Source organism: Facklamia sp. P13064 (assembly GCF_050409425.1).
Taxonomy (GTDB): domain Bacteria; phylum Bacillota; class Bacilli; order Lactobacillales; family Aerococcaceae; genus Facklamia.
In genome coordinates, this window is record NZ_JBNUPM010000016.1 from 19955 (window position 1) to 32412 (window position 12458).

At 35.9% G+C, this 12458-nt stretch carries 10 protein-coding genes and 1 pseudogene; 3 read left to right on the forward strand and 8 right to left on the reverse strand.

Annotated elements, in window-relative coordinates; translation table 11 throughout:
• Positions 1-11 precede the first annotated feature (11 nt).
• Together allC and ACQV2S_RS07275 are read right to left on the reverse strand one after the other, a co-directional pair.
• Positions 12-1238, reverse strand: coding sequence for an allantoate deiminase (gene allC, locus ACQV2S_RS07270; protein WP_428874230.1), 1227 nt, complete (start codon positions 1236-1238; stop codon positions 12-14).
• A gap of 138 nt (positions 1239-1376) precedes the next feature.
• Positions 1377-2063 carry a histidine phosphatase family protein gene (locus ACQV2S_RS07275; RefSeq protein ID WP_428874206.1) on the reverse strand — a complete coding sequence of 229 codons (687 nt, stop codon included), beginning with the start codon at positions 2061-2063 and terminating at the stop codon, positions 1377-1379.
• A gap of 80 nt (positions 2064-2143) precedes the next feature.
• Here ACQV2S_RS07275 and ACQV2S_RS07280 point away from each other — a divergent pair, with 80 nt between their 5' ends.
• Positions 2144-3055 (forward strand): hypothetical protein, encoded by a 912-nt coding sequence (locus ACQV2S_RS07280; protein ID WP_428874205.1) that lies wholly within the window; start codon positions 2144-2146, stop codon positions 3053-3055.
• A gap of 6 nt (positions 3056-3061) precedes the next feature.
• Here the strand turns inward: ACQV2S_RS07280 and ACQV2S_RS07285 are convergent, their stop codons facing one another.
• The 4 genes from ACQV2S_RS07285 to ACQV2S_RS07300 all read right to left on the reverse strand — a co-directional run bounded on the left by ACQV2S_RS07285 (position 3062) and on the right by ACQV2S_RS07300 (position 7149).
• Complete coding sequence (locus ACQV2S_RS07285; protein WP_428874203.1) at positions 3062-3907, reverse strand: carbohydrate ABC transporter permease; 846 nt, start codon at positions 3905-3907, stop codon at positions 3062-3064.
• Complete coding sequence (locus ACQV2S_RS07290) at positions 3900-4769, reverse strand: carbohydrate ABC transporter permease (protein ID WP_428874202.1); 870 nt, start codon at positions 4767-4769, stop codon at positions 3900-3902. Before ACQV2S_RS07290 ends, ACQV2S_RS07285 begins: the two co-directional genes overlap by 8 nt.
• Before the next feature lie 111 nt (positions 4770-4880).
• Positions 4881-6134, reverse strand: coding sequence for an ABC transporter substrate-binding protein (locus ACQV2S_RS07295; protein WP_428885296.1), 1254 nt, complete (start codon positions 6132-6134; stop codon positions 4881-4883).
• 115 nt (positions 6135-6249) lie between these two features.
• Positions 6250-7149 carry a haloacid dehalogenase-like hydrolase gene (locus tag ACQV2S_RS07300; RefSeq protein WP_428882380.1) on the reverse strand — a complete coding sequence of 300 codons (900 nt, stop codon included), beginning with the start codon at positions 7147-7149 and terminating at the stop codon, positions 6250-6252.
• Between the two features lie 631 nt (positions 7150-7780).
• Between ACQV2S_RS07300 and ACQV2S_RS07305 the strand changes: the two genes are divergently transcribed.
• Positions 7781-10507, forward strand: a complete 2727-nt coding sequence (locus ACQV2S_RS07305; protein WP_428885298.1) for an ATP-binding cassette domain-containing protein — start codon at positions 7781-7783, stop codon at positions 10505-10507.
• 99 nt (positions 10508-10606) lie between these two features.
• On the opposite strand, the pseudogene ACQV2S_RS07310 reads toward ACQV2S_RS07305, so the two are convergent.
• A pseudogene (locus ACQV2S_RS07310) lies at positions 10607-10870 on the reverse strand (DUF1295 domain-containing protein); the annotation flags it as partial.
• A gap of 42 nt (positions 10871-10912) precedes the next feature.
• Complete coding sequence (locus ACQV2S_RS07315) at positions 10913-11080, reverse strand: hypothetical protein (protein ID WP_428874197.1); 168 nt, start codon at positions 11078-11080, stop codon at positions 10913-10915.
• A gap of 1136 nt (positions 11081-12216) precedes the next feature.
• Here ACQV2S_RS07315 and ACQV2S_RS07320 point away from each other — a divergent pair.
• The coding region (locus ACQV2S_RS07320; protein WP_428875345.1) for a hypothetical protein at positions 12217-12458 on the forward strand (242 nt) is incomplete at its 3' end.

Consider the following 12458-nt stretch of genomic DNA (forward strand, 5'->3'; position numbering starts at 1 on the left):
TCCAAATTATTTTAATAGGCCAATTCTTTTAAGGCCTCTGCTAAAGCTTGTATCCCTTCAACAATATCCACCGCCTCGGTATGTTCTTCCGGATTATGACTAATTCCTTTGATGGAAGGAACGAAGATCATAGCTGTTGGAACTTGTGGAGCAAATATCTGTGAATCATGCCCCGCTCCTGAATGCATGATTTGATAATTTAATTGGTTATCCTGACAAACTTTTTCTAAAACTTTAACAATCTCAGGATCCATTGGCACTGGTGGCTCATTCATCCATAAATTCATTTCTACTTCAATCGCTTTTTCATGACAATGTTTCTCAATAGTTGTTTCAATAAATACAGCAAACTCATCGAGAGCTTCCTGGTTAGTGTGTCTAGTATCAATTGAAAATTCCATTTCTCCAGGAACAACATTCACCACATTAGGCTTTACTTCTACGTGGCCAAAGGTTACGACTAAAGGATCGCCAATTTCATTTGCTTTATCAATGACTTCAGAAACAATTCTAGCGTAACAGTCGATGACATCTTTACGATATCTCATTAAGGTCGTTCCGGCATGATTAGCTTCACCCTTTAATTTAATGGTGTAGCGTTTTTGCCCCACTATGGCATTAACAACCCCAACTTTTTTGCCTGCATTTTCCAAGAAGTTTCCTTGTTCAATATGTAATTCTACAAAAGCATCAAAGTGATTAAAGCGTGGAGAATCTACAAGGTAATTAAAGCCTGCTTCCTTCATAGCTGTCTCAAAAGGAACACCGTCATTGTCCTTAATGGTTTCAACATCTTCTTTTTTCGCTAAACCAAAAATATTTTTAGATCCCCAAAAGGCATATGGAAAACGAGAGCCTTCCTCTTCTGCCATCGAAACAATTCGCAAAGATTTCTTTGGTTGGCCGTATTCTTCAACCAACCCCTTAATCGCTAAGTAGGCAGACATAATACCCAATTGGCCATCTAGACGACCACCATCAACAACTGTATCAATATGCGATCCTGAGGCGATGATTGATTCTGGCTCTTCACTACCTTCAACTGTTGCAAACATATTCCCTACTTCGTCGAACTCTACCTTCATCCCCTCTTTTTCAAAAAGTTCTTTCAAGGCATTCTGAGCTTCAATCCATGATTTGCTATATAAAAGTCTTGTAGTACCTTTTCCTTCTTTATCAGAAATACTCGAAATCCAATCCATTTGGCGATCGATTTCTGCTGGTGAAATTTTTATCATAGTTCGCACCCTTTCCAAATTTTGCCCATTTGTATCTTGCATACATTATAGTGTAAAACGGTTTCATTTCTCATTGTTATATTTGCTCAACTTTACAATGTATTTTGTATAAAGTGAACAAAAACAACCCTTTGTTAGTTAAGCGAACTTTTTGTCTATAAACTGTTTGAGTTTAAAGCCCTCTCTTACTTTTTGAATAATTACCACGCCCCCATTATTCATAGACCGCATATCATAAAACTCATCAATATGTTCTGTTTTTGGTAATAGAATTTGAAGTATATGGCGAATATTGATACTGTGTCCAACAAATAAGATACAAGCCTCCGTCTCAATTAATTCATTAAACAATTTATCCATTCCTTCTTTAAGACGCTTACAATAAACAGCATAGTCTTCTCCTTGACCTAGAGGGTCAGCAGGTTGTAATGCTGTCAGCCTTTGTTTTTCTGTTGTATTTCTCAACATACTCTCTACAGAATCAAAACCCAAATATCTCCTTATGATATCCCAAGTTTGATAGCTTTCCATACCTTCAAAGGAACCAAAGCTAATTTCTCGAAAATCTGCCATTTCTATAATGGGAATCATCCAATTCGGATAGATACTTTGTTCAATAAGAATTTCGGCTGTGGTACGTGTTCTCTTTAAATCACTTACAATCGCCGCATCAAATTTAACCTTACTTAATTTTTCGCCTAAATCTTTAACTGCTTGAATCCCTTCTGCTGTCAATAAAGGATCACACCACCCTTGGGTACGCCCATTCTTATTAAAAAACGTTTCACCATGACGGACAAAATATATGGTTAACCCGTTAGACATTTAATCATTCCTTTAACAAATTTGTGTGCTTAGTAGGATCCCGTGCTATACTTATTTTAAATCTTCAAGGAGGAGCAACCATGACCTACTTATCATACTCGTATTTCTACCAAAACTGGTTTAAAAACTTTTCGATTGATAGCCAACAAATCCAAACCTTTTGTCAAAAATACAATCAGTCTCAAACCATTAAGTCTCGCCAGATTGAATTAACAACCATTCAAAGAGCGTTAAAAGACTTTAAAGATAATCAAACAGTTTACTTGGCAGTTTTACAGCAAATTATTAAGCAAGACTTTCTGCTAACTAATATTCAACTAAATGATTGGCAACAATTGGTCATTATGATTGTATGTATTCAAGCTTTAATAGAGCTGTATAAAAAGTACGATCTCCCTCTTAATATATTACAAAATACACTATCCGACCTTTTTTTACGTATTAACTTATCCCAGTCTGTCGGTTTATCAACAGATGATTTTGAATGGTTAGCACGTATCTTTCGTCTTAGGATTTTCAAGTTAGGCGAGCTTCAATTTGAATTTACTCTTTTTGATTCAGCCACTCTTCCTAAAGACATTTCTTACATTAATAACGGTAGTAAAATCCTTCAAGATGCTCTCCCTATTATTAGTGTCCACATCATGCAAGATAGTTTAATTGATGAAGCACACTCTTCAACTGCTTTTTACTTAGCTCGAGCCTTTAAAAAAAGATATTTAACTAATTTCCCAGCACAATACTTTTACTGTTATTCTTGGCTCTTAAATCCTAACAACTCATTTTTATTAGGATCTCAAAGCAATATTCTATCTTTTTCAAGTAACTTTGACCTAATCGCCCATTCTGCCTATCCTGATATGGCCTTAGAGCATATTTATGGTTCTAAAGATATCCATCCTGACTCAATGCCTCAAATCACTAGTTTGCAAAGAAGAGCAAAAAGTCATCTTTCATTTCTGGGAATTGGAGTGGGGATTGTTCCTTTCTAGGAAATACTATCCTTTAATTGACCCTGCTGATAAACCTGATACAAGATCTTTTCTAAAAACCATTGCGATAACTGCTGGTGGAATAATAGCTATTAAACCAGAGGCTGCAATCATACTATAGTCAATAGCATCTCTTGTCATAAACTCAGATAGAACTAGGGTAATTACTTTATTATTCTGAGTTGACGTTAAAATCATTGGGATTTGAAATTGGCTCCAACTCATTAACAAGAGAATTAAGACACAGGTAATAATAGCTGTTCGTGACATGGGTAAAATCACCCTCCAGAAAAGCTGCCATTCTGTACAACCATCGAGTTCTGCTGCTTCCCACATTTCTTTAGGAATCTTATTAAAATGCGTAATCAACATCCAAGTTGCTAGAGGTAAAAAAGCAGTCACATAAATGACACTAATCCAGAAAAGCTTATCCAGCAACTGATAGTTTGAAAAAATAGCAAATATTGGAATGATGGTGGTAAACACAGGAATAACGATGGTAATCAATAATAAGCGTAAAATCACTTTTCGTAAGCGAAAGCGAAAACGCACCATAGCGTAACTGGTTAAAACAGCTAAAGGTACCCCAATAAAGAGAGTATATAAGGAACTAATTAAGGAATTCTTTAAGCCATTAAAAATGGTTATATGTGCCTTATCTGTCGGATCAAACAAGCTTTGATAATTTGTAAAAGTTGCTTGACTGGGTAGAAAGCGACCTCCCGCTTTCATTAATTCTGCTTTAGGGGTGACGCTAATTATAAAAGCCCAAATAAGGGGACCTAAAGTGAATAGCAGAAAGATAATTACAGTTATAATGTATAACCAATCCCAACGTTTATTTTTAAGCATGATCTCCCTCCAATCTTAGCGAACGAATATAAAAGTAACCAATAATCCCCGATAAAATCATGATTATATAGGTAATCGCTGACCCTAGACCAAAGTCTAAAAAGCTAAAGGTATTTAAATAATTATATATTAAAAGGGTTTGTCCTTCATAACGGTAACCTACTAAAGAAATTACCTCATCAAAAACATTTAAACCTGCCATAGTTGCTTGGATTAACACAATTGAAAGTGTAGGCAAAATCATTCTTAGCGTTATATAGAAAAACTCTGAATAACGACTGGCACCATCCATTTTAGCCGCTTCGTAGATTTCTTTAGGAATTGTTTGTAGGGTTGCCAAAATTAAAATGGCACAAAAAGGTACCACCCGCCAAGCAATTACAATTGAAACGACAATTAGGAGTAAATAACGATTATTAATCCAAGCAACTGGCTGATCAATAATTGAAAGACTCATCAATAATTTATTCATAAAACCATAACTGGGATGAAAAATAAATTGCCAGACAATACCATTAACTAGGGGGGGCAAAGCCCAAGGAACAATTGCAATACCCGTTAGCATTGGGCTAATAACTGTCCGCTTATTGAGCAAAAGTCCCACAATAATGCTGGAAATGACGGTTAAAAAGACGACTAATAAAAAAACCATCAAACTATTTTGAAAAGCATGATGAAAATCTTCTGAGAGTAAAACCTCTTTATAATTATCGAGTCCGATAAACTTAAAGCGGTCTGGTCTACTTAATTTAAACGCATGAAGACTGTAGATGAAGGTGCGTACAATTGGTAAGTAGACGAACAATCCCATGATAAGCATCATGGGTAAGATTAGAAAAATGGCTTTTTTAGATTTTTTCATAATAAACTCCTTTTAAATCATTGATCCCTACTATCATTTTTATAATAGCACGGATCAACCCTTAAAAATTTAAATCTAGGTGTAGTGCACTACACCTAGATTTATTATTAATTACTCAGCAAATTCCTCAACAACACTATTTACTTTTTCAACTAATTCTTTAACAACCTCTTCGGCAGAAAGATCTGAAGTTACCATTTTATTGATAGTATTATAAATTTCGGCACTCATTTCAGTGTAATATTCTGGCACCCCATTTGGGAATGGTGATTCAACCATTTCAGCCAATTCAACCATCGCACCTGTGTTTTTAATCTTTTCCTCATCAATTAGCTGCTGTAAGATGCTTAATCGTGTAGGAAGTGCTCCTACCGCATCAAATAATTCTAATTGAGTTTCTTCGGAAGTATACCACTTAACGAAGGTTTGAGCAGCTTCCATATTTTCAGTATTTGGTGAAATACCTACTGCTTCTTGGAAAGGTACTGTTCTTTCAGCGTTTGCATCAACACCTGGCAGTAAAATTGGTTTTACCTGTCCAACTACTGTTGACTCCTCTTCATTATTAACGCGACCAACAAATGAAGATGGGCCTACTATAAAGGCAGTATCTCCTGAGTTAATCTGTCTGTAAGCGTCCATTCCCGAACCGTTCACATTACCTGGATTAATTAATTCTTCATCTGATAAAGCCTTAATAATAGTTAATGCATCGAGAGACGCTTCTTCATTCAAAGTATTATCCTCATTAAATAAAATACCATTGCGTGTATAAGTCAACCAGAAGAAAGTAGTCGTTAAATTTTCATCCGCACCTAACGGAAGCGATACTGGGTATTCTGTAATTCCAGCATCTTTAATAGTTTTAGCTTGTTCCATCACTTGATCCCAAGTTACTGGCGGTTCTTCTAAGCCAGCCTCCTCATACATTTTTGTATTGTAGTAGGCAATCCGAAAATCATTTGCATAAGGGACTGCATAGACCTCATCGTTTAGCATAAATTGCTCGATTGCTGGAAAAGCATCCGCATCTGGCAAATCAATAGGAGCCAACCAATCTGCGCTGGTGAATTCTCCCATCCAAGACCAATCTACTTCAAAGACATCCGCTGCCACCGTGTTACTTGCAGCTGCAATCGCTAACTTATCACGAATATCGTCCCAACTAGTTGGTAAAACATTGACTTTAATCCCATACTCTTCTTCAAATCTAGCCAACATTTCATCCGATGGAGCTCCCCAATCAGGAATCATAAAGCTAATTTCTATACCTGCATTTTCTTCTTGAGCCATAGCTGTTAAAGGTGCTAACACAGTTGATAAAGTGAGCGATGCTGCTAAGATGCTTTTTAATGTTTTTTTCATATTTTTCTCCTTTATTCTTTAAGTTGTTGGAATGACTAAATCCCTAAATAATTATCTATTCTAGCCTACCACATCCTTTCCATCTTTTTTAGTAATAAGTCTTGAAGCAGAGTCTTTATCGAAGATTGGATATGGCCATTCTTCTAAGCGTGTGATTCAACCCTCGAATGGCAATCGATAATTGCATAATATTTTCAAACGGGGCAATGCCCCCACTACCTGAACAACCAATATGCAAAATATCTGCACCACCTATTTTAGCAGTTAATCCCAATTGAGTAACCACCTCTTTTTGTGAACAATCCTGACTCGTCCCGTTAGCTGCTAAACTCAAAGCCCCCACTTTGTGAATCAACTGACAACTGCGCCTAAACTCTTCCATCGAGTAACCAGGCACGGTTCCAACTTGAGGTAATATGATAATTTCAGCCCCAGCTGTCAAAAAGTGTTGCACCCATTCTTCTGAAGAAATAGGTTCATCATAGGCTGCCCCATGCATTTTGCCAGCAATCACAATACCAGAATAATGGTTTTTCGCCAGACGAATACCTTCTACTATTGCCTGATTACTAACTCCGGATTGTGGGTTTCCTGTTAAGCATATAAAATCTAACCCCAATTCTTCCACTCTTTTTAAGCTTTCAACACTACATATACGCCCCTCAACTAGGCTCTTTACTTTTTCCAAATAATGTCCCTCACTGGCTACCGGTTCTAAATTGACACCGATGGGACGTTGGACAAACTGTTTCAAAGTTTCAATTGGATGTGGCGTATCTGGTAAAGCCCATATCTTTGGATTAAAAACATCTACTTGATTGAGCAAAATCAAATCCGCACCAGCGGCTCGAGCAAGTTCACTGTTAGTAAGATCAGGTAGGTGAGGAGTTCGATCTTCTCTTAATTCTACTAATAAAGTTCTGCCTTCATTAGCTCGTATACTATTGAGTAAATCCGAGGAAGTCATCGTAGCAAAATCACTTGCGAAACAATCTAACATACGCTTACTATTCAAAATTAACCCCTCGCTCTTTTTCTATTAGTTGCACTAGCATTATTTAAGTCCTACCGCTTTTGTGAACAACAGGCTTCCTATAAACAAAACCACTCTCAACATCTTGGATGGATGCATCTAAATAATATTCCTGATGCTATTATAACTTACTAACAGGCCGCGGACCTATCAGAGTTTCTGATAAATAGGCCTGATTTATTAGATAACTTCTTAAAATTCTATTTAATTAAGTGGTAGGCCACAATGGCTTTTGCTTGGAAAACTTATGCACTGTTCCCTTTAAGCATCCTACAAACTAGCTCCCCTTGGTGTCATTTTAGAAACTGATAGATTTATATTATAAAATAATGCTCCAATCGTTACCTGACGGATTATTTTAGTCGTTCATGTCCCATTAAGCAAACAATATAAAAAACATCCTTATCAGACAATTGATCACACTTACTATTTTATCGCAAGGCTTCCCACGCATACCTTAAAACTTTCGACTTGAGTTTTTTTAGGTGGAAGATATTGTGTTGCTATTTTTTGTTTGCGCTAGGATCGAATTAGGTCGGTATTAGTGATATACTTTGTTTGAAATGAGACTATTACCATTTATTCGTAAATCTTTCAATGAAGGAGTTTTACAATGCACCAAATAGAAAAAATAACCAAAAGTTACCATACAGGGGGCTTTAAGCAAAAAGCCTTGGATAATGTGACGTTCAATTTAAGAGACAATGAGTTTGTATCTATTTTAGGTCACAGCGGGTCAGGTAAAACGACGTTACTCAATATCATTGGCGGCTTGGACCGCTATGACAGTGGTGATATTATTATTAATGGCATTTCAACCAAAAATTATAAAGACAAAGACTGGGATTCATACCGCAACCACTCGGTCGGTTTTGTCTTTCAAAGCTATAATTTAATCCCTCACCAATCCGTTTTATCCAATGTTGAATTGGCACTTACTATTTCAGGAATTTCAGCCAAGCTTCGGAAGCAAAAAGCTATCAAAGCCTTAGAGGAAGTAGGGTTAAAAGATCATATCAACAAACAGCCCAATCAATTATCTGGGGGGCAAATGCAACGAGTTGCGATCGCACGAGCATTAGTCAATGAGCCAGATATTCTTTTAGCCGATGAACCGACAGGAGCCTTAGATACACAGACTAGCCTTCAAATAATGAACCTATTAAAAAACGTTGCCAAAAAACGTTTGGTCGTGATGGTTACTCATAATGCTGAATTGGCTCACCAATACTCCAACCGCATTATTGAATTGCAAGACGGCAAAGTCATTTCTGACACCCATCCTTTAGCCATTGAAGAAAACAAAAACTCTAAGCATGAAAGCATGGGCAAGTCTTCCATGTCGTTTCTTACGGCCTTGTCGTTAAGTTTTAATAATTTAAACGCTAAAAAAGCCCGAACGTTTTTGACAGCTTTTGCAGGGTCCATCGGGATTATTGGAATTGCCCTCATTCTATCGCTATCGACCGGCGTGAATAACTATATTGATAACGTCCAAGAAGAGACTATGTCGGCCTATCCAATAACCATTGAACAAGAGTCTGTCGACTTTAGTCAATTAATGTCGGCAAGAAGAGCGGAAACTTCTACTAAAGAAACAGAAGATACCGACTCTAACAATGAAAATTTAGACGTCATCTACAGTAACAATGAATCGCTTGAACAAATGAGTGAGTTCAATTCTTCTTTTCGCCAAAATAATTTAACAGCTTTCAAAAAATATTTAGATCAAGATGACAATAAACTTTCTAACTATGTCGGCAAAAATGGTATCGTTTATTCTTACGCTATCAATTTTGATTTATTCGCCTACGACGAAAATGAGCGTTTGATCAATACTGATGGTAGTTCTTTTGAAAGTGTGAATCGACAACCAAGAACAAACTTTAGTTCCCCTTCAAACTCGTTTAATCAACCCAACACAAAAATTAGCGAACTTCTTCCAGGTCAAGGTGAGCAAGTTATTAGCCCAGTTGTAAAGGATAATTATCATTTAATCGATGGTAAATGGCCTGAAAAATATAATGAGATGGTGCTGGTTGTAAATGAAGCCAATGAAATCAGCCTTTCTGATTTTTACGAGTTTGGCATGCTCCCCTCTGAAGATTATGAGAAAATTCTCAATCAAATAGAAAATGATGAAGAACTTCTCCTCGAAAAAAAGACACTTCGGTTTAAAGACCTACGCAATCAAACTTTTTATTTATTACCTCGCAGTGATTACTATGAGAAAAACGCGCGAGGTAATTATCAAAAACTGACTGACGATCCCTTAACGATTGAAAAAGTTGTTAAAGAAAAAGCTATCCCGATAAAAATTTCCGGTATCATTCAACCAGTTGATAATGCTAAAACCTTAACCATTCGCACTCCGCTTGCTTATACACGCAAATTAAGAAACTTTTTAATGGCTTATGTCAATCAAAGTGACATCGTTCAAGCACAAAAAAAGCAACCAAAAACCAACGTTTTAAATGGTCTAGCTTTTGAAGCAGCTAACGATAGAGAAAAAATTGAAGATGTCTATCATTATTTAGAGGATTTCACCCTCAGTCAACAAGCTGAATTTATTAAGCAAATTCAAGCAAAACAGCAAAGCTTAGAACCGTTCGCAACAACAGAGCCAAATTTAGCTGACAATCCGGCTAATATCGCGGATCCATTTAATCAAGTCGTTAAAGACCTGGATGATTCGTCCCTTCTTGAAATTTATGATTCTTCAATTGCACCGGCTAGTTACGACACTAATTTAAAAGAATTTGGTGTCGTTTCTACTGAAAATCCTTCTGCAATCAGTATTTATGCAGATGATTTTGCTGATAAAGAAGCTATTTCTGACGCAATTGAAGCTTATAATCAGACTGTTAGTGAAAAGGAAAAAATTACCTACTCCGACTTTGCCGGCTTAATCATGTCTTCCGTTTCGGAAATTGTGAATGTTATTACCTACGTTCTCATTGCTTTTGTCAGCGTATCATTACTCGTATCATCGATTATGATCGGGATCATCACTTATATCTCAGTATTAGAACGCACAAAAGAAATTGGTATTCTAAGAGCCATCGGCGCCTCAAAAAGAAATATTTCAACGGTTTTTAATGCTGAAACGATTATTATCGGCTTGTTTTCAGGATTATTAGGCATCGGGTTTACTTATTTATTACACACTCCTTTAAACAATTTATTGCTGCACTTATTAGAAGAGGTCACAGTCAGCTTATCTTTTAAAAATGCCCTTATCTTAATTGGCTTAAGCATTCTACTATCATTTATTGCTGGTTTAATTCCATCTAAACAAGCTTCACGCAAAAACCCGGTTGAAGCTCTTCGTAGTGAATAGATTTGACCTCCAACCTCCTATCCATTTTAACTTCGAACTTTAATACAAAATAACTTCCTAACAAACTGTCTCAAAACAGTTTGTTAGGAAGTTATTTTATTAGATGTTATTTCTTGCCCCATGGAAATAACATAGGGACTCTTTGAGTATATTCTTGCCAACCTTCATATTACTACATGTTTTTTCTAATAAAGGAATAGATATTTTTATCAATACTGTCGCCATTACTAGAGGAGAAATAACTAGAACGATATAATAAACAGGATGAACGACTTGAATAAATAATAAGGTGAACCCACTAATATATAGGTCGACCCAAACTAAGATCTCTCTAAAATAATTAGGATGACGGGGCATTGACCATAAGTCTGTTCGGAGTCATTTGCCTGTGTTTTTATTTATGTGTTATCTAATTTGTTCATCGCCAACCACTTCGAAAAACAGACCAATGTCAGCAATTAGCAAGCTAATTATTACAATGTAATTATGACTCATAGAAAAATCAAATTGATTGTATTTAATAATCGAATAGCTTACCGAGCCGACAATAAAATTAAAGATTCCTTGCAACACAAAGACTAAGCCCCACCCTATATCGACAATTGAGTTGCCCTTAATTTTAAAAAATAATAGTGAAATAAATAAAGGGGAAAAGAAGTGGCAACATCAAGCCACCTCCATTTTAGTCGTAAAGCCTTGAGTGGCGATCACCAAGGTGACTATAAATAACACACTATATATAATTACCCTTTTAAAATCCAGTTAACCCCCTTCTTATTCGATTCAGTAGTTAAGGCGATAGCGACCGAACCTATCCTCGCACTCATCGCTACAAATGCTAAAATTTCCATCGTATAATCTAGCCCCCTACTAATTAATTAAGTTTAATATTCCTCAAATTCTTGCACGCATTGGCCTCCATAGGCATGAACACTAGTATAGTTAATAATTGTATGCTCTTGCATACAATTATTAACTCATTTTTGAATCTTTTTAATATTACCCTTTTAACTAATGGTCATACCTATTGCTACCCCGCCGCCAACCTCATCCATCGAGACTACTGGTTTTAAAATGACCTTATTGGCAACAAAAACCTGCGCCCTAGCTATGTATCCTGATTTAACATATATTTCAAGGTAGGAGCGTTGATAAAGAGATGCGTTTTCTTAATAGTTCCTTCTATTCTTTTAACCGTTTCTTAAAAGTCCTCTCTAGCGGCTAAAACTTCTGCAGCTTTTTTAACCACCAGTCACTGAGCGCCTGAATTAAATTTTGAATCAATGACTTTAATTGGGGTGTTCGCTAATTCTTTCAAATTATAATAGATGTTTTTGCTGATTCATTTATACACTTTCTTTCTATAAAGCGACTAACAAAAAAATAAAATCCCTCTTAACATAATTCATAGGCTTTGCTTTTTAAATTTTATATTTAAGCTTCAAGATAAGCCGGCTACATGATTCACCTTAAGCAATCTATGCTAAGTAATTTTGAATAATTTGATAATTAAATTTAATAATAAATTTTCTAGCAAGTTTTCATTATCTATAATATATGTTGTTTATATCTAATTTAATATTGAATTGTTTGACTTGTTGGGTTTTCGTTCGTACAATAAAGCTGAATGAAATATGTTTGTCATAAAATAAGCATATTCATTTTATTGTTGCTGATTAATAAATTCTATTGATGAAAGGGAGAGTTGAATGAAAAAATCAATTTTAAATCAGATGAAAGTGGGAGTGCTATCTCTATCAGCCATTGCCCTATTAGTTGGTTGTACAAATGAGAACACTACCACGAATACTGACACATCCGTTGATGAAACAACAGCTACTGAAGTGATGAATGAAGAAACTGAAGAGGAAACAACTAAAGAAGAAAGTACCAAAGAAGAGAGCTCTAAAGAAGAGAGTACCAAAGAAATAAGCTCTAAAGAAGAAAGTAC

Excerpts from the sequence above, each read along its gene's own strand:
- allC (WP_428874230.1), bottom strand. The coding sequence starts at position 1,238 with ATGATAAAAATTTCACCAGCAGAAATCGATCGCCAAATGGATTGGATT.
- ACQV2S_RS07275 (WP_428874206.1), bottom strand. The coding sequence starts at position 2,063 with ATGTCTAACGGGTTAACCATATATTTTGTCCGTCATGGTGAAACGTTT.
- ACQV2S_RS07280 (WP_428874205.1), top strand. The coding sequence starts at position 2,144 with ATGACCTACTTATCATACTCGTATTTCTACCAAAACTGGTTTAAAAAC.
- ACQV2S_RS07285 (WP_428874203.1), bottom strand. The coding sequence starts at position 3,907 with ATGCTTAAAAATAAACGTTGGGATTGGTTATACATTATAACTGTAATT.
- ACQV2S_RS07290 (WP_428874202.1), bottom strand. The coding sequence starts at position 4,769 with ATGAAAAAATCTAAAAAAGCCATTTTTCTAATCTTACCCATGATGCTT.
- ACQV2S_RS07295 (WP_428885296.1), bottom strand. The coding sequence starts at position 6,134 with ATGAAAAAAACATTAAAAAGCATCTTAGCAGCATCGCTCACTTTATCA.
- ACQV2S_RS07305 (WP_428885298.1), top strand. The coding sequence starts at position 7,781 with ATGCACCAAATAGAAAAAATAACCAAAAGTTACCATACAGGGGGCTTT.